Origin of the sequence: Streptosporangium sp. NPDC048047, from assembly GCF_040653115.1 — a bacterium.
GTDB lineage: Bacteria > Actinomycetota > Actinomycetes > Streptosporangiales > Streptosporangiaceae > Streptosporangium.
This window is the reverse complement of sequence record NZ_JBEZNH010000005.1, coordinates 13,376-30,451: the sequence shown is the minus strand read 5'-3', so window position 1 is coordinate 30,451 and position 17,076 is coordinate 13,376. Positions and strand designations below refer to the sequence as shown.

General features: G+C 72.4%; 14 protein-coding genes. 8 read left to right on the top strand and 6 right to left on the bottom strand.

Translation table 11 applies throughout. From position 1 onward, the window contains the following. Window positions 1–330: 330 nt before the first annotated feature. Window positions 331–2,019: a maltose alpha-D-glucosyltransferase gene (treS, locus tag AB0D67_RS05880; protein WP_362930382.1), complete on the top strand. Its 1,689-nt coding sequence runs from the start codon at window positions 331–333 to the stop codon at window positions 2,017–2,019. Between the two features lie 133 nt (window positions 2,020–2,152). Here the strand turns inward: treS and AB0D67_RS05875 are convergent, their stop codons facing one another. From AB0D67_RS05875 to AB0D67_RS05865, 3 genes are all read right to left on the bottom strand, one after another. Further along, the gene (locus AB0D67_RS05875) at window positions 2,153–4,432 is read right to left on the bottom strand and encodes an FtsX-like permease family protein (RefSeq protein WP_362930380.1); all 2,280 of its coding nucleotides are present in this window, start codon (window positions 4,430–4,432) and stop codon (window positions 2,153–2,155) included. Window positions 4,433–4,536: 104 nt separating this feature from the next. Beyond that, a complete protein-coding gene (locus AB0D67_RS05870; RefSeq protein WP_362930378.1) occupies window positions 4,537–5,283 on the bottom strand; it encodes an ABC transporter ATP-binding protein in 747 nt (248 codons plus the stop codon). Continuing rightward, on the bottom strand, window positions 5,280–5,786 hold the full coding sequence (locus AB0D67_RS05865; protein ID WP_362930377.1) for a PadR family transcriptional regulator: 507 nt from the start codon (window positions 5,784–5,786) through the stop codon (window positions 5,280–5,282). The genes AB0D67_RS05870 and AB0D67_RS05865 overlap by 4 nt, the downstream gene beginning before the upstream one ends. A gap of 131 nt (window positions 5,787–5,917) precedes the next feature. Here AB0D67_RS05865 and AB0D67_RS05860 point away from each other — a divergent pair, with 131 nt between their 5' ends. The 6 genes from AB0D67_RS05860 to AB0D67_RS05835 all read left to right on the top strand — a co-directional run bounded on the left by AB0D67_RS05860 (window position 5,918) and on the right by AB0D67_RS05835 (window position 12,413). Next, complete coding sequence (locus tag AB0D67_RS05860) at window positions 5,918–7,177, top strand: ABC transporter substrate-binding protein (RefSeq protein WP_362930375.1); 1,260 nt, start codon at window positions 5,918–5,920, stop codon at window positions 7,175–7,177. 126 nt (window positions 7,178–7,303) lie between these two features. Next, a complete protein-coding gene (locus AB0D67_RS05855; RefSeq protein WP_362930373.1) occupies window positions 7,304–8,629 on the top strand; it encodes an ABC transporter substrate-binding protein in 1,326 nt (441 codons plus the stop codon). A gap of 12 nt (window positions 8,630–8,641) precedes the next feature. Then, window positions 8,642–10,336 carry an ABC transporter permease subunit gene (locus AB0D67_RS05850; RefSeq protein ID WP_362930371.1) on the top strand — a complete coding sequence of 565 codons (1,695 nt, stop codon included), beginning with the start codon at window positions 8,642–8,644 and terminating at the stop codon, window positions 10,334–10,336. Next, window positions 10,333–11,211 carry a carbohydrate ABC transporter permease gene (locus tag AB0D67_RS05845; RefSeq protein ID WP_362930369.1) on the top strand — a complete coding sequence of 293 codons (879 nt, stop codon included), beginning with the start codon at window positions 10,333–10,335 and terminating at the stop codon, window positions 11,209–11,211. Before AB0D67_RS05850 ends, AB0D67_RS05845 begins: the two co-directional genes overlap by 4 nt. A 77-nt stretch (window positions 11,212–11,288) precedes the next feature. Continuing rightward, window positions 11,289–11,966, top strand: coding sequence for a uracil-DNA glycosylase (locus AB0D67_RS05840; RefSeq protein ID WP_362930367.1), 678 nt, complete (start codon window positions 11,289–11,291; stop codon window positions 11,964–11,966). 102 nt (window positions 11,967–12,068) lie between these two features. Then, entirely contained in the window at window positions 12,069–12,413 is a 345-nt protein-coding gene (locus AB0D67_RS05835) for a hypothetical protein (RefSeq protein ID WP_362930365.1), read from the top strand. Window positions 12,414–12,531: 118 nt separating this feature from the next. Here the strand turns inward: AB0D67_RS05835 and AB0D67_RS05830 are convergent, their stop codons facing one another. From AB0D67_RS05830 to AB0D67_RS05820, 3 genes are all read right to left on the bottom strand, one after another. Next, window positions 12,532–12,939, bottom strand: coding sequence for a VOC family protein (locus AB0D67_RS05830; protein WP_362930363.1), 408 nt, complete (start codon window positions 12,937–12,939; stop codon window positions 12,532–12,534). Between the two features lie 217 nt (window positions 12,940–13,156). Continuing rightward, window positions 13,157–14,098, bottom strand: a complete 942-nt coding sequence (locus tag AB0D67_RS05825; protein WP_362930361.1) for a hypothetical protein — start codon at window positions 14,096–14,098, stop codon at window positions 13,157–13,159. Window positions 14,099–14,221: 123 nt separating this feature from the next. Then, window positions 14,222–15,538, bottom strand: coding sequence for a deoxyribodipyrimidine photo-lyase (locus tag AB0D67_RS05820; RefSeq protein ID WP_362930359.1), 1,317 nt, complete (start codon window positions 15,536–15,538; stop codon window positions 14,222–14,224). A 261-nt stretch (window positions 15,539–15,799) separates the two neighbouring features. On the opposite strand from AB0D67_RS05820, the gene AB0D67_RS05815 reads away from it, so the two are divergent. Then, window positions 15,800–16,831, top strand: coding sequence for a MerR family transcriptional regulator (locus tag AB0D67_RS05815; RefSeq protein WP_362930357.1), 1,032 nt, complete (start codon window positions 15,800–15,802; stop codon window positions 16,829–16,831). Window positions 16,832–17,076: the final 245 nt, after the last annotated feature.

Below are 17,076 nucleotides of genomic sequence, written 5' to 3'. Positions count from 1 at the left end.
ACGCCCAGGTCAGCGTGATCGTGGCCGACGGCTTCACGGTAAAGGAACGGTAAGTGTCGTGACGGCTACGCGCGTATGGCGCGATACTCGCGGGGAATCCGCGGAACGGAGCGGAGACCGTCCGATTTCTGGGGGTTCCCCGCACCCCTCCGGCTGGTAGTCTTCGCGCAGAAAGCGCCACAAACGGACGGCACCGAACCACGAATTCGGTCCGACCGGGGCCCGGAGCTCATGGGGATGACGACTCCCGGCCAGCGCGGTCACCACAACATGTCCAGCCGGTAGACCGGCGACATCGTCCTGCCCTTTCTCACCCTGAGCGAGAACACGATGCACGCATCCCCCTCCCCCGAGACCGTGTCCGAGGACTTCATCTCCTCCGACCCGCAGTGGTACAAGCGCGCGGTCTTCTACGAGGTGCTGGTCCGCGGGTTCAAGGACTCCAACGGCGACGGCACAGGAGACCTCCGCGGTCTCATCGAGAAACTGGACTACCTCCAGTGGCTCGGCGTCGACTGCCTGTGGCTGCTGCCGCTGTACGAGTCGCCCCTGCGTGACGGCGGATACGACATCTCCGACTACATGAAGATCCTGCCGGAGTTCGGCGACCTGGCGGACTTCGTGAAGCTCATCGAGGAGGCCCACCAGCGGGGCCTGCGCATCATCACCGACCTGGTGATGAACCACACCAGCGACAAGCACCCGTGGTTCCAGGCGTCCCGCCACGACCCCACCGGCCCCTACGGCGACTTCTACGTCTGGGCCGACGAGCCGACCGGCTACCCCGACGCCCCGATCATCTTCATCGGCGCCGAGGAGTCCAACTGGACCTACGACCCGGTCCGCAAGCAGTACTACTGGCACCGCTTCTTCTCCCATCAGCCGGACCTCAACTACGACAACCCGGCGGTCCAGGAGGCCATGCTGGAGGTGCTGCGGTTCTGGCTGGACCTCGGCATCGACGGCTTCCGCCTCGACGCGGTGCCGTACCTGTTCGAGCGTGAGGGCACGCCCTGCTCCGGCCTGCCGGAGACGCACGCCTACCTGAAGAAGGTCCGCGCCGAGGTGGACCGCCTCTACCCCGACCGGGTGCTGCTCGCCGAGGCCAACGGCTGGCCCGAGGACGTGGTCGAGTACTTCGGCGACCCCTCCACCGGCGGCGACGAGTGCCACATGGCGTTCCACTTCCCGCTGATGCCGCGCATCTTCATGGCCGTGCGGCGCGGCAGCCGCGAGCCGATCTCCGAGATCATGTCCCGGACGCCGAAGCTCCCGGAGAAGGCCCAGTGGGGCATCTTCCTTCGCAACCACGACGAGCTGACGCTTGAGACGGTCACCGAGGAAGAGCGCGACTACATGCACGCCGAGTACGCCAAGGACCCGCGCATGCGCGCCTACCTCGGCATCCGGCGCCGTCTCGCCCCGCTGCTGGAGAACGACCGCGACCAGATCGAGCTGTTCACCGCGCTGCTGCTGTCGCTGCCCGGCTCACCGGTCATGTACTACGGCGACGAGATCGGCATGGGCGACAACATCTGGCTGGAGGACCGCGACGCGGTCCGCACCCCGATGCAGTGGAGCCCCGACCGCAACGCCGGGTTCTCCCAGGCCGACCCGGGCCGGCTGTACCTGCCCACCGTCATGGACCCGATCTACGGCTACCAGGCGATCAACGTCGAGGCCCAGGAGCGCAACCCCGCGTCCCTGCTGCACTTCACCCGCAGGATGCTGGAGATCCGGCGCAACCACCCGGTCTTCGGCACGGGCGTCTACAACGAGCTGTGGTCCGGCAACCCGGCCGTGCTGTCCTTCATCCGCGAGGACGGCGACGACCTGATGCTGTGCGTCAACAACCTGTCGAAGTTCCCCCAGCCGGTCGAGCTGGACCTGCGCCGCTTCGAGGGCATGACGCCGGTCGAGGCCCGCGGCTCGGTGCCGTTCCCGCAGATCGGCACCCTCCCCTACCTGCTGACCCTGCCGTCCTACGGCTTCTACTGGTTCTCCCTCACCCGCCCGTAGACGATCCCGCCCGCGAACCGGTGCGGTACGGCCCCGCCGTACCGCACCGGTTCGCGGCGTTCGGCGGGCCCGAGCCCGGGTACCGGGTCCGGAGCGTGACCGGAGGCCGGCGCCGGCGGTGCCGGCCCGCGGCCTATCGGGCCGTGACCGGGACCTGGGCGCGGGCGGCCTTCCTCGCCGGGATGAGCGCGACCAGCAGGGCCGCGCCGACCGCGACGGCCACCGCGACGGTCAGGGTCAGCGGCGAGGGGGCCCGGCCGATGCCCGCGCCGACGCCGCTGGTGTGGCCCTGAAGGTCCACCAGGCCCGCCACCGCGGAGGCCCCGGCGGCGGCGCCGGCCACCACGCCCAGCACGACGAGCAGGCCGGTGCCGGTGACCAGCGTGGCGGCCACCTGCCGGGGGGTGAGGCCCATGGCCTTGAGCACCGCCAGGTCCAGCGCGTGGTCACGCAGGCCCAGGGCGCTGGCGGTCAGCAGGTTCGCCAGGCCCAGCAGCGAGAGCACGGCGATCAGCGCGACGATCACCACGCGGATGACCGAGAGCCGCTCGGCCGGGTTGACCACCCGGGTCACCTCCAGCTTCTCGCCGGAGGCGTCCAGCAGCCGGGCCCGGACCGCCGCGGGGTCGGCCCCCGGCGCGAGCACCAGGCTGTAGAACTGCGGCGGCACCGCGTCCTTGGCCGCGAGGGTGTCCATCCCCAGGGAGAGCACCTCGCCGTCCTGGTCGGGCTCCACCACCCTGCCCACGATGTGCACGATCAGCGGCGTGCCGCCGACCGTCATCCGCACCCGGTCGCCGATCTTCACGCCCAGCAGGTCGAGCAGCCCCTGCCCGGCCAGCGCCTCGCCCCGGGCGGCGAACATCCGCCCCTCCGCCACCCGGAAGGGGTACGGCTCCGCCGAGGTGCCCAGCGCCCTGGCCAGCACGGTCCTGGTCTGCTCGGGCTCCAGCGCGGAGACCTCGGCGCCGGGGTAGACGGCCCGCACCTGCGGGTCGGCCGCGGCCAGCCGGGCGGCCTCGTCGGCGGGCAGCTTGTCGGGGTGGACGACCAGCGCCGCGGCCTGCCCGACCCGCTCGGGGTGGCGCAGGAAGTCGTCCAGGGTCGCCCAGCACCCCAGCCCGATGGTGATCATCATCATCGGGACGGCGAGGCCGAAGATGCTCAGCAGCGCGGGCGTCCGCCGGGTGAAGGCGTCGCGGGTGCCCAGGACGAGCGCCGGCGGCAGCCGTACCAGGAGGGCGAGCCTGGCCATCCGCGACAGGCGGCCGCGGGGCGGGGCGGCGGGCATCGCGGGCAGCGGCGGCGTGCGGCCCCCGCGCCAGGCGGGCAGGGCCGCGGCGACCACGACCACCGCGGCGGTGCCGAGGATGATCAGCAGCAGCGGCAGCGGCGACGGCGGCAGGAGCGGCACCCCGTCCAGCGCGAAGAAGGCGACGAGCTGCCCGCAGACCAGCCCGCAGGCGATGCCGAGCAGGCCGAGCGCGCCGTGCTCCACGGTCAGCAGGCCGAAGATCTGGCCCCGGGTGTAGCCCAGCGACTTGAGGGTGGCGATGTCACGGGTCTGGGTGAGCACCCGGCCGCCCACCGCGTTGGCGACGGCCAGCGCGGCGGCGACCAGCCCGGTGGCGCCGAACAGGGCCAGCAGCAGGCCGAGCAGCCGGTTGTCCAGCTCCATGGCCGCGCGGATCTCACGCCAGGTGGACATGCGCTGGATCTGGTCGTCCAGCAGGGTGACCGCGCCGTGCACGGCCGGGAGGGTGTCCTCGCCGTCCACGAGCCGCAGGCCGGTGACCGACTCGCTGCGGCCGAGCGCGGGCTCGACCCTGGCGAGGGTGGAGGTGAGCGTCCAGGCCAGGCCGGGCGTCCACTCGGGGTAGAAGCCCTGGTCGGCGGTGTCGGCCAGGCCGACCACGGTCATCGGGTGCGAGGCGCCGTTGAGCGCGGTGACCGGGAACGGCGCGCCGATACGCAGGCCCAGCGCCTCGGCGAAGGACCGCTCGACGACCACGCCGTCGATGTCGCCGGGACGCAGCCACCGCCCCTGCCGGACCAGCGGCGTGGCCACCGCCGGCGGCGTCGCCGCCATCCCGCGCAGCGCCACCGGCGACTTCTTGCCCTCCAGGGTGAGCGTCACCGGCGCGGTGCGGTACGGCCCGGCCACCTCGGCCACACCCGGCAGGCGGGACAGCGCGGTCACGTCGGGGGCGTCCCTGGTGTGGATCCACACGTGGGCGCCGCGGGACTCGGCGAACAGCCCCCGCCAGGGGTTGGTGCCGTCCTCCAGGAGGGTCACCGAGACGATCAGCGCCGTGACGATCCCCGCGACCGCGAGCACCGTCAGCAGCGCCTGGCCCCGGCGGGCCCTCAGGTCGGCGCGGATCCACCGGGCCGAGGCCCTGGCCGTGCTCATGCCGGGGCCCCCGGGCGCGCGGGAGCGGCGTGGGTCCCGCGGCGCGCGGGGGCGACGTGGGTCCCGCGGCGCGCGGGCGGGCGGCCGGTCGTGCTCATCGGCGGCTAGCTCCTCAGCTCGACGACGTCGCCCGCGGACGCGCGGGGGCGGCGCCGTACCGGGCCGACGGCCCCGTCGTCGACGATCTGGCCGTCGAGCAGCGAGACCACGCGGTCGGCCAGGCTGGCCACCCGGGCGTCGTGGGTGACCAGGATGATGGTCTGGCCGTCGCGGTGGACCTCGCCGAGCAGGCGCAGGACGTCGCGGGTGTTGCGGCTGTCGAGGTTGCCGGTGGGCTCGTCGGCCAGCAGCAGGCTCGGCCGGTTGGCCAGCGCGCGGGCCAGCGCGACCCGCTGCTGCTCGCCGCCGGCGAGCTGGGCGGGGGCGGCGTCGGCGCGGTCGGCCAGGCCGAGCTCGCCGAGGAGGTACTCCCGGCGCTCGCGGGCCTCGCGGGGAGAGGCTCCGGCCAGCAGCGCGGGCAGCTCGACGTTGTCGGCGACGGTCATGTTGGCGACCAGGTTGAAGAACTGGAAGACGAAACCGATCTTCCTGCGGCGCAGCAGCGCCCAGGCGCTCTCGCTCAGCGCGTCGACGCGCGAGCCGTCGAGCCAGATCTCGCCGCTGGTCCGGGCGTCCAGGCCGCCGAGCATGTGGACCAGGGTCGACTTGCCGGACCCGGACGGCCCCATGATCGCGACGAACTCCCCCGCCTCGACCTTCAGGTCCACCCCTCGTACGGCGGGCACCGGAACCCCGCCGTCCTGGTAGATCCTGACGAGGTTGACGGTGTTCACGATGGGGGGTGGACTCACGGGAGGTCCTCCTGACAGCGTTCGAGCCAGTCGAGGTCGGCCTGCAGGTGCAGCATGGCCCCCTCTATCAGCAGGAGCGCGACGCGATCCCCCCGGTCGGTCCGCTCGGCCAGTTCGTTGAGGTCGCGCATGAGCGCGAGGTAGTGGCGGCGCTGGCGGTTGATCAGCGCCGTCCGGTCCGCGATGCCGGTCATCGGGGCCAGCACGAGCTTCATGAAGAACTCGTCCCGGACCCTGGGGCCCTCGGTGGGCTCGTCGGCCCACGCGTCGAGGGCGTCCCGGCCCTTGGCGGTGAGATAGTACACCTTCTTGTTCGGCCGGTTGGACTGCTCGACGTCCACCGCCTTCACGAGGCCGTCCTTCTCCATCCGGCCCAGCGTCACGTAGATCTGCCCGATGTTCGGCGAGGGGTACGCCCGGCCGAATATCTGCTCAAGCGCCTGTTTCAGCTCGTACCCGTGGGCAGGTTCCTTCGCGAGGAGCGCCAGCAGCGACAGCCTCACGCCCCACCTCCTCCAGGAGCTCGTTATCTGAGCGTTACGGCCTTATCCGTTGACGTCCACATTAACGCTGTGCATAACATGCATGCATCTACCTAACACGTATGTAACCGCACCGAAACGAGGTGGCAATCATGCGCAGACTGTTCCCGGTCGCGCTCGCCGCGCTGCTTGCGGCGGGATGCTCGGGGGCCGTCGCGCAGGAGACACCGGAACGGTCGAGCGGGACCGGTCCGATCACCTTCGTCACGGGACGGGACACCACCGGGTATCTCCAGCCGCTCCTGGACCGCTGGAACGAGGCCCATCCGGCCGAGCGCGTCACCCTTCTGGAGCTTCCGGAGGCGGCCGACGAGCAACGCGCCCAGATGGTCGCCAACCTCCAGGCCAAGAGCGAACGATACGACGTCCTCGGCCTCGACGTGGTCTGGACGGCTGAGTTCGCCGACGCCGGCTGGATCGTGCCGCTCGACCGCGGCGCGTTCCCGCTGGGCCGGTTCCTGCCGCCGGTGGTCGACACCGCGCTCTACCGGGGCAAGCTCTGGGCGGTGCCGTACACCAGCAACGCCGGCCTGCTCTACTACCGCAAGGACCTGCTCGCCAAGCAGGGCTTCAAGCCGCCCACGACCTGGGCGGAGCTGCGGGAGCAGGCCGGGACCCTGCACGAGAGGTACGGCGTCGGCGGCTACGCCGGGCAGTTCCTCGCCTACGAGGGGCTGACCGTCAACTTCGCCGAGGCCGTGCAGTCGGCCGGCACCGACATCCTCAGCCCGGACGGCACGCGGGTCACCATGGACACCGACCGGGCCAAGGCGGGCCTGGACTTCCTGACCGGCGGCGTCCGCGAGGGATGGATCCCGGCCGAGGCCCTCTCCTTCAAGGAGGAGGAGTCCCGGCTGGCGTTCCAGGAGGGCCGCCTGGCCTTCGCCAGGAACTGGCCCCACGCCTACGGCCCGGCCACCGCCTCGGCGGTCGGGAAGAGGTTCGGGGTGACCCGGCTGCCCGGCCTGAACGGCCCCGGCTCCAGCTCGCTGGGCGGGGTCAACCTCGCGGTCAGCGCCTACTCCAAGCGGCAGAAGTCGGCGGTGGAGTTCATCCGCTACTTCACCGGCCTGGAGAACCAGCGGCGGGTGCTCGCCGACGGCTCGTTCCCGCCCGTGTGGGCCGAGCTGTACGACGACCCCGGCCTGATCAAGCGCTTCCCCTACCTACCGGTTCTGAAGCAGAGCATCCTCTCCGCCCGCCCCAGACCGGCGAGCGCCAACTACAACCAGGTGAGCCTGGTGATCGCCAGCGCGGTCTCCAACGCCCTCACACATCCCCTGGAGGAGGACGACGGCGACATCGTCGCCTCCATCAAAGGCCAGCTCAGCGAGATCATACGGACTCAGTGACCGGGGGCGATCCCCCCGTCCGAGTCGTCATCCCCACTCTCGCTCCGCACGGTCCCCTCCTCCGCCACCCCCCTGGAAGGACCCGGCTCCCACGGGTCCTCCGCAAGCACAGGAGGTCTTCCCAGCATGCGCAAATCCGTCATCACCCTGACCACCGCGGGCCTCGCGCTCGCACTCGCCGCCTGCGGCGGCCAGAACGACGCCGCCTCCCCCTCCGCCGCCGCGAGCGACAGCGCGGCGGCCCCGGCGGCCAAGACCCTCGAGGGCGTGAAGGTCGAGGTCGCCGCCAAGTGGACGGGCGCCGAGCAGACCAACTTCGAGCAGGTCCTCAAGGCGTTCGAGGCCAAGACCGGCGCCAAGGTCACCTACGCCTCCACCGGTGAGGACACCGGCGCCTACCTCGGCCCGCGCATCCAGGGCGGCAACCCGCCGGACATCGCGATCCTGCCCCAGCCGGGCCTGCTGCAGCAGTACGCCAAGGAGAACGCGCTCAAGGAGCTCGCCCCCGAGGTGCAGAAGCAGCTCGACGACAACTACACCCCGTACTGGAAGGAGCTGGGCTCCGCCGACGGCAAGACCTACGGCGTGCTGATGAAGGCGGCGCACAAGTCGCTGGTCTGGTACCGCGACCAGGCCTTCCAGGACGCCGGCGCGCAGCCGCCCACCACCTGGGACGAGTTCGTCAAGACCGCCCAGACGGTCGCCGACTCCGGCACCCCGCCGTTCGCCCTGTGCGGCGCCTCCGGCTGGACCCTGACCGACCTGTTCGAGAACGTCTACCTGTCCAGCGCGGGCCCGGAGAACTACACCAAGCTCTCCAAGCACGAGATCCCCTGGACCGACCCCTCGGTCACCACCGCGCTGGAGAAGATCGGCCAGCTCGTCGGCAAGAAGGAGTTCCTGCTCGGCGACACCTCCGGCGCCCTGCAGACCGACTTCCCCACCTGCGTCACCCAGGTCTACGGCCAGGACAAGGCGGCGATGGTCATCGAGGCCGACTTCGTCGGCACCACCGCCGAGGAGTCCAAGGCCAAGGTGGGCGAGGAGGCCAAGTACTTCCCGTTCCCCAAGGCCGGTGACACCGAGCCGGTCGTGCTGGGCGGCGACATCGCGGTGGTCATGAAGGAGTCCAAGGGCGCGATGGCGCTGATGGAGTTCCTCGCCTCCAAGGAGGGCGGCGAGGTCTGGGCCAAGCTTCCCGGCTACCTGTCGCCCAACCGCAACGTCTCGCCCGACAACTACCCCTCCGAGCTGACCAAGAAGCTCGCCCAGACGATCGTCTCGGCCGGTGAGGCCGTCCGCTACGACATGTCCGACCTGGCCCCCAGCGCCTTCGGCGGCACCGACGGCAAGGGCGAGTGGAAGCTCCTGCAGGACTTCGTCCGCGACCCCTCCAAGATCAAGGACATCCAGAAGCAGCTCGAGGCCGAGGCCAAGAAGGCCTGGAAGTAAGGGAGAGCGGCCGTGACCGAACGGTTGAACGGCCCGCGGGCCCCGCGCGGCGGCGGCGACGCCGCCCGCGGGTCCTCTCCCGGACCGGATGACGCACCCGGCTCCTCCGCCGGACCACGCGAGGAGCCCCCACCCCCGGCGGACGCCGGGACCACCTCCGAGACCCCCGCCGGCACCGCCGCGGACGCCGGAGACCCGGTCGCGGACACCCGCGACGCCACCGGCACCATCGGCACCACCGGCGAGGCGGCCGAGGGCCCCGGCGCCGACGGCGAGGTCCACCCCGCCCTCGCCGACGTGACCCCCGCCACCTCCGACGACCCCGCCGAGCGGATGACCCCGGCCGTCGAGCCGGAGATCGCCACCGCCGGGGCGGCCGCCCCCGGAGCGGCCGCTCCCGCAGCGGGGCGCGGCCCCTCCCGGCTGGGACCGTCGCCGAAGCTGGCGATCATGTTCCTGCTGCCGGGCGTGGTGCTGCTCGGCGCGATGGTGATCTACCCGATCATCTACTCGATCTTCCGCAGCCTCTACGACAGCACGGGGAACGCCTTCGTCGGGCTGGACAACTACGGGGCGATCTTCTCCGACTCCGGCACCCTCACCACGATCAGGAACAACCTGATCTGGGTCGTGGTGGCCCCCGCCATCGTGACCGTGGTCGGCCTGATCTTCGCGGTGCTGACCGAGCGGATCCGCTGGGCGACCGCGTTCAAGCTGATCGTCTTCATGCCGATGGCCGTCTCCCTGATGGCCTCCGGCGTCATCTTCCGGCTCGTGTACGAGCAGGCTCCCGACCGGGGCGTGGCGAACGCCGTGATCACCTCGGTGCAGGGCGTCTTCGGCGGCCACACCGGCTTCCCCGACGCCCGGCCCCGGGAGAACGACCAGGCGCCCATCGCCGCCCAGCAGGGCGCGGTGGTGAGCAGGCAGCCCGCGCAGCCCGGCAAGGCCGTGCTGGTCCCGCTGGTTGGCGTGAAGCCCGCCGACCTCGCCACGGCCTCCACGGCCAAGGCGGCTCCGCAGGCCGGGCCCGGCGAGCTGGCCGGCACCGTCTGGGTGGACTTCACCCAGGGCGGCGGCGGGCGGATCAACGAGGTCGACCCCACTGAGAAGGCCCTTTCGGGACTGACGGTCGAGGCGGTGCAGAACGGCGCCGTCAAGGCCACCGGCACCACCGGCGCCGACGGCACCTTCCGCCTCACCGGCCTGGCCCCGGGCGACTACGTCGTACGGCTGCCGCAGTCGAACTTCGAGGCGGCCTTCGGCGGGGTCTCCTGGCTCGGCCCGACGCTGATCACCCCGGCCATCATCGGAGCCTTCATCTGGGTGTGGGCCGGGTTCTCCATGGTGCTGATCGCGGCGGGCCTGTCGGCCATCCCGCGTGACGCCCTGGAGGCGGCCCGCATCGACGGCGCCACGGAGTGGCAGGTGTTCCGCAAGATCACCGTGCCGCTGCTGTCGCCGGTGCTGCTCGTCGTGTTCGTCACGATGATCATCAACACCCTGAAGGTCTTCGACCTGGTATTCGTCATCGCGCCGGGATCGGTGCAGCCGCAGGCCAACGTGATCGCGCTGGAGATGTGGCGGGTCGCCTTCGGCGGCGGCAACAACCAGGGCCTGGGCAGCGCGCTGGCCATCTTCCTGCTGATCCTCGTCCTGCCGTTCATGGTCATCAACATCCGCCGGTTCAGGAGGGACAACCAGTGACAACCTCCACCATCGCCGGAGCCCCGCGGCGCGGCGCCCTGGGCCGGGTCGCGGACCGGATCGGCGGCGGCGTGATCCAGGCCCTCATGGTCCTGATCGGCGTCTTCTGGCTGGTCCCCACCCTCGGCCTGTTCGTGGTCTCGATCCGCGACGAGGCGGCCAACAACTCCACCGGCTGGTGGACCGCGTTCACCAAGCCGGCCGAGTTCACCCTGAAGAGCTACGGCGACCTGCTGGCCACCGGGTTCACCTCGTCGTTCTGGAACACCGTGGCCATCACGGTGCCCGCCACGGTCCTGGTGATCGGCATCGCGGCCATGGCGGCCTACGCGTTCGCCTGGATGGACTTCCCCGGCCGGGACCCGCTGTTCCTCGTGGTCGTCGGCCTGCTGGTGGTGCCGATCCAGATCGCGCTGATCCCGATCGCGAAGCTCTACGGCACGCTCGGCATCTTCGGCTCCATCGTCGGCGTGGTGCTCTTCCACGTCGCGTTCGGGCTCCCCTTCGCCATCTTCCTGCTCCGCAACTTCTTCGTGGGCATCCCCGGCTCCCTGCTGGAGGCCGCGCGGATGGACGGCGCGAGTGAGTGGCGCATCTTCTCGACCGTGGTGTTCCCGCTGGCCAAGCCCGCGATCGCGTCGCTGGGGATCTTCCAGTTCCTCTGGGTCTGGAACGACCTGCTCGTCGCGCTGGTGTTCGCCGACTCCGACAACCAGCCGATGACCAAGGCCCTGCAGTCGCAGATGCGGCAGTTCGGAACGAACATCGACATCCTGGCGCCGGGCGCCTTCCTCTCCCTGATCATCCCGCTGGTGCTCTTCTTCGCCTTCCAGCGGTACTTCGTTCAGGGGATGATGGCCGGCTCGGTGAAGTAAGGGGGCAGGTCCGGTACGGCTTGCCCGGTTTTCCCGGGCGAGCCGTACCGGACCTCAAAGGTCGATAGGGTTTCCCCATGTCCGCACGCCCTTTGAACGAAGTCGTGGAAGCCGGGTGGGCCAAGGCCCTGGAGCCGGTCGCCGGCAAGATCGCCGAGATGGGCGACTTCCTCCGGAAGGAGGTCGCCGAGGGCAGGCAGTACCTCCCCGCCGGCCCCAATGTGCTCCGCGCCTTCCAGCAGCCCTTCGACGAGGTGAAGGTGCTGATCGTCGGCCAGGATCCCTACCCCACGCCGGGCCACCCGATCGGCCTGAGCTTCTCCGTGGCCGCCGACGTGCGCCCGATCCCGGCCAGCCTGCGCAACATCTACAAGGAGCTGACCGAGGACCTCGGGCTGCCCATGCCGGGCAACGGCGACCTGACCCCCTGGGCCGAGCACGGCGTGCTGCTGCTCAACAGGGTCCTCACCGTCATGCCGGGCAAGCCGGCCTCCCACCGGGGCAAGGGCTGGGAGGAGGTCACCGAGCAGGCCATCAAGGCGCTCGCCGAGCGCGGCAAGCCGCTGGTGGCGATCCTGTGGGGACGTGACGCCCGCAACCTGCGGCCGATGCTGCACCCCTACCCGGCCGTCGAGTCGGCCCACCCGAGTCCGCTGTCGGCCCGCAACGGCTTCTTCGGGTCCCGCCCGTTCAGCCGCGCCAACCACCTGCTGGAGCAGCAGGGCGCCGACCCGGTCGACTGGCGGCTCCCGTAGGTTCCCTTCCGCGGATCCCCGCCCGGCCGGACACGGCAGGCGGGATGATCCACAGGCCTCCCAGGTCGGTCCGGCCCGCCGGGGGCACTAAGATTTACCACCATGAGTGATGAATCGGGCACCGAACGCTATCTTCGCCTCACGGTCGAACTGACCGTAGAGGTGACCGACCTGGGCGCGCTCCAGGCCGCCGCGCTGAAAGAGATCAACCACCCCGAGGCCGACCTCGACGACGCCGAGCGCCGGGAGCAGGCGGAGATGGTCTCCGCCGACGACAGCGGGGCGACCTCGCTGCAGTGGCTCATCGAGCCGGACCACGTGCTCGGCCTGATCGAGCACATCGAGTCGATCGAGCCCCGCGAGGCCGTGCTGGGCGTCGAGCCCTCCGAGGGCCCCGCGGAGGAGGACGAGCACGACGAGCACGACGGGCACGACCACCACCACTAGCGCCACCGGGCTCCGCTCCGTGGACCGTCCCGCCCGCCGTGGCCGCCGGGCCCCCGCTCACGGCGGGGGCCCGCGGAACGACGTCCGGACACCGCGGGATGATCCGCGGGACCAGAACCTAGCCGGGACCGCCGGCCCCGAAGCCGTCCCCGAAGGCCCAGAGCTGGCCCTCCAGATCGAAGGCCAGGTAGGCCCTGGCGCCGTCGGGGGTGGCTTCGATCTCCGTGACGATCTCCGCGCCCCGGTCCGCCGCCCGCTCGTAGTGGGCGTCGAGGTCGTCCACCACGACGAACACCCCCTGGCTGACCGCGGGCAGGTCCAGGGCGCTGCGCAGGTACGGCTCGCCGTCGCGGACCGGGGCCAGCACGACCACCGCGTCCCCGAGGGCGAGCCGGACGCACGCGGGGTCCCCGCCGTCGCCGGGCGGGGCGGTCAGCGGGTGGAACCCGAAGACCTCACCCAGCCACGCCACGGCCGCCGGGGCGTCCTCGTAGCGAAGGAACGGGACCACGCGGGGCGTCGACATGCCGGCCTCCATCGAGCCGCTCGGGACGTGCGCTGCCTTCACGCCGAGCTTGTCACCGCCGGGCCGCCCCGTCAGCCCCATCGGCCCGCCTGCCCCATCGGCCGGTCCGGCACCCGGCCGATCGGGGCGCCGGGCCGTCCGCTCCGGCGTCCGGGAAACCGGGCCGTCCGCACCCGGCCGGCTGGACGCCGGGGCGCCGGGGCCGCCGATCCGGTGGTCAGCCGGTCAGGATCTCCTCGCGACGCCCGAGGAGCGCGTCGCGCTCGCCCGCCAGCTCCGCTCGGCGGGAGGCCAGGCCGCTCACCGTGCCGCCGACCCAGCGCCCGACCTCCGCGACGGCCTCGCCGGTGCGGGCGATCCGCCGGTGCTTGAGCGCGTCGAAGACGATGTTGTCGAAGAACATGTCGGCGAACCACCGGGTGTCGATCTGCGGGAGCCGCGGATCGGCGTGGACGCCGACGTCGGCCAGCTCGCGGGCGAAGGCGTCCAGCGCGCGCTGGGCCTGCCAGGCCGCCTGGTCGGCGTCGCGCAGGTGACCGTTCTCGATCATGTCGGCCAGCATGCCGCCGCCCAGCACGTCCCAGGTGGAGGCGCCGCGGGCACCGCCGAGGCAGCGCAGGACCCGCTCCACCGCCTGGCCGGCGACGGTCCCGGCCAGGTGGGCCTCCTCGTGCTCGCGCAGGTCGGCCTGGACGTCGGCGAGCCGCCGGGCGAGGGCGGCGAGCTCCCGGCCGCGCGGGTCGGCCGACCCGGTCAGCAGCCGCTCCTTGCGTTCGAGCAGGGCGGTGAACTCCTCGCGGGCCGAGCCGGTCCCGGCCAGGCCCCGCTCCACCTCCGCCCGGTCGGCCTCCAGCCACCGCAGGCGGGTGCGCTGCCCTTCGAGGCGCTGCCGTACGGCCTGGGCCTCGGCGCGCTCCCTGGCGAGCCTCTCCTCCTTGGAACCGGTCAGACCGGCCAGGAACGCCGCGAACCCGCCGCCCTCCAGCCGGGACACGTCGCGCTCCTCCTCGGCGAGCCGCGCCTCCAGCTCGCCGATCAGCTCACCGACCTCGTCGAGCTGGGAGGTCACCGCCTGCCGCTGGCGGGTCAGTCGTTCCAGGAGCCGCACCCGCTCACGGGCCGCGCGCAGGGCGTCGTCGATGCCGTCGAAGGAGTCCACACCTCTGCGACGCCCGATGGCGGGAAATAGTTCCGCCCGGTTCCGCCTGATTCCGTCCCGATCGGGCCGCTGGAACCGGGCACGGCGGGTCACCGCGCCCGCCTCGGCGACCCCGGCGGCCGGTCAGTCCAAGGGCGTCAGGGGCGGCGGGTAGCCGCGCACCCCCGACGGCAGGCGCCAGGGCTCGTGGAGCGCCCTCGGCGGGACGTCCCGGAGCTCGGGAACGTAGCGGCGGACGTACTCCCCGTCCGGGTCGAACCGCCGGGCCTGCCGTACCGGGTTGAGGATCCGGTTGGGCCGGGTGTCGTTGCCGGTCCCGGCGACCCACTGCCAGTTGCCGTAGTTGTTCGCCACGTCGCCGTCGAGCAGGAGGTCGAAGAAGTGGTCGGCGCCCGCCCGCCAGTCGATCCGCAGCCGTTTGACCAGGAACCACGAGGTCAGCATGCGGGCGCGGTTGTGCATCCAGCCCTCCGCCAGGAGCTGCCGCATCCCGGCGTCCACGATCGGCAGCCCGGTCCGGCCCTCCTTCCACGCCTGGAGGGCGTCGGCGTCGTCGTTCCACGTCAGCCCGCGCGGCCGGTAGTCGGCGCGGGTGATGGCCGGGAAGGCCATCGTCACCTGGTAGAAGAAGTCGCGCCAGCAGAGCTGCCTCACGAAGTCGTCGCCGTCCTCGGCCAGCGACTCCAGCTCCAGGGGTGACAGGCAGCCGAAACGCAGGTAGGGGCTGAACTTGGAGGTGCGGTTGCCCGCGAGGTCGTCGTGGCCGGCGGCGTAGTCGGTCACGCAGTACTTCAGCCACTGCCGCATGCGCCGGCGCGCCACCGTCTCGCCGCCCTGGAACAGCTCGTGCGGCCGGTGCGACCGGCCGGGCGGCGGGGCGCCGGGGTCCAGCCCCTCGGGCAGGGTCACCCTGGCCGGGGCGGGAAGCACCTCGCGGCGGGGATGGGCCTGCCAGGCCCGCCAGTAGGGGGTGAAGACCCGGTAGTGGTCCCCTTTCCCGGAGGGGGTGACCGCGCCGGGCGGCACGATCGTCACCCCGGGGAAGGCCCGGAACTCCATCCGGTGCCGCTCGCACTCCCCGGCCAGGCGGCGTTCCCTGCGCCGCGCGAGGGCGCTGACGTCGGCGCTGACGTGGACGGCCTCGACGGTCCCCGCGCCGGACCCGTCGCCGCCTCCGCCGCCGGCGATCTCATGGGCCAGCCGTACGGTCTCGGCCACCGCGTCGCCCCGGCGGATGACGAGGTCGCCGCCCCGTTCCCGGAGCGACAGGCGCAGGTCGGCGAGGGTCTCCGCCAGGAACCCGGACCGGCGGCCGGCGGGCACGGAGGGGTCCAGCACGAAGAGGGGGACGACCCGGCGGGCCCGCGCGCACGCGGCGGCGAGCGCCGGGTGGTCGTGCACCCTCAGGTCGCGGTTGAGCAAGACGATGACGGTGTCCATCGAAGGTGACTTCGCGTGACCGTCCGGGAGCGGTTGCATCCGCCTCGCGGGTCTCCCCCGCCTCCGCTCCGGGCGTCTCCGCTCCGGGCGCCCCGCGGGTCTCCCCTCCTCCGCCGCGCCCGCCCGCGTGGATCCGCTCCGGGGCGTCCTGCATCCGCCCAGGTGGGCCGTACGAAGGAGTATGCGTGGAGGGACGCCCCGGACCGGGGGCGTCACTCTCCTGGCAAGCTGGTGCAGGACGGCGACCGAGGAGGGATCGGGGTGGCGACGAGAATGGATGAGGCGGGCCGGGCGGTCCCCGAGGACGTGCCGGCTCCCGGGGACGAACCGGGTTACGGCATCGGCGCGGTCGCGCGCCGGCTCGGCGTTCCGGCGCCCACGCTGCGCACCTGGAACCTCCGGTACGGGATCGGGCCCAGCCACCGCAGCCCCGGCGGGCACCGCCGCTACGACACCGCCGACCTGCGGCGCCTTGAGGAGATGAACCGCCTCATCAAGCTCGGCGTCCCGGCGGCCGACGCGGCGCGGGAGGTCCTCAGGCCGGGCGCCGCCCGGTGGGAGGTCCCCTCGGAACGGCTGCCGCGCCCTGACCCAGGGCTGGGCGCCGCCGTCCCCGCCACCCAGGGCGACCTCGCCCGGGGGCGGATCGCCCCGGTCACGCCGGACGCGCCGGGGGCGGGGGCGCAGGTCCCGACCGTGGCGATGCTGGCGCGGGCCGCGGTGGCGCTGGACAGCCAGACCGTGGCCGAGTGGATCGGCGCCGCGCTGGAGCGGCACGGGGTGGTATGGACCTGGGAGGGGCTGGTGCTCCCGGTCTTCGAGACGATCTGCCGCCGCCAGGCCGAGACCGGCGCGAGCGTGGAGATCGAGCACCTGTTCTCCGACCGGGTGCTGGCCGCGCTGACCCGGCTCGTCCGGCGTCCCGACCGGCCGGTCAACGACCGCCCGGTGCTGCTGGCCTGCGCCGCCGAGGAGCAGCACAGCCTGCCGATCTACGCCCTGGCGGCGGAGCTGGCCACCGTGCACCGCCTGGAGACCCGGGTGCTGGGGGCCCGGACCCCGTATCCGGCCCTGGCCGACGCGATGCGCCGCCTGAGCCCGGGGGTGGTCTTCGTCTGGTCGCAGCGGCCCGAGACCGGTGACCCGGCGCCGCTGGGCTCACTGCCCGCGCTGCGCCCGGCGAGCCGGATCGTCGCGGGCGGCCCGGGGTGGGGCGACGGCCTGCCGCCGTCGGTGACCTTCGTCACGTCCTTCCAGGAGGCCGTCACCCGGATCCGCGAGGCGATCCGCTGATCCCCGGCTCACCGGCTCCGGCCCGCTGATCCCCGGACCAACGGCTCCGGCCGCCGGCCCGCCCGTTTCCCGGCCGCCGTTCCGTCCGCGGGTCCCGGCTCGGCGGCCATCTCTCCGCGGGGCCGGAGAACCGCCTCCCGTCCGTCGTTTCCGGCTGCCCGTCGCTCTCCGCACACCGCTCTGACCGGCGGGTTCGTTTGCGTTCATGGAAGCCGCCGGGTATGAATAAGTTTTGAATAGGTTTC

Coding starts and splice junctions, on each gene's coding strand:
- treS (WP_362930382.1), top strand. CDS start 331: ATGCACGCATCCCCCTCCCCCGAGACCGTGTCCGAGGACTTCATCTCC.
- AB0D67_RS05875 (WP_362930380.1), bottom strand. CDS start 4,432: ATGAGCACGGCCAGGGCCTCGGCCCGGTGGATCCGCGCCGACCTGAGG.
- AB0D67_RS05860 (WP_362930375.1), top strand. CDS start 5,918: ATGCGCAGACTGTTCCCGGTCGCGCTCGCCGCGCTGCTTGCGGCGGGA.
- AB0D67_RS05855 (WP_362930373.1), top strand. CDS start 7,304: ATGCGCAAATCCGTCATCACCCTGACCACCGCGGGCCTCGCGCTCGCA.
- AB0D67_RS05840 (WP_362930367.1), top strand. CDS start 11,289: ATGTCCGCACGCCCTTTGAACGAAGTCGTGGAAGCCGGGTGGGCCAAG.
- AB0D67_RS05835 (WP_362930365.1), top strand. CDS start 12,069: ATGAGTGATGAATCGGGCACCGAACGCTATCTTCGCCTCACGGTCGAA.
- AB0D67_RS05830 (WP_362930363.1), bottom strand. CDS start 12,939: ATGTCGACGCCCCGCGTGGTCCCGTTCCTTCGCTACGAGGACGCCCCG.
- AB0D67_RS05820 (WP_362930359.1), bottom strand. CDS start 15,538: ATGGACACCGTCATCGTCTTGCTCAACCGCGACCTGAGGGTGCACGAC.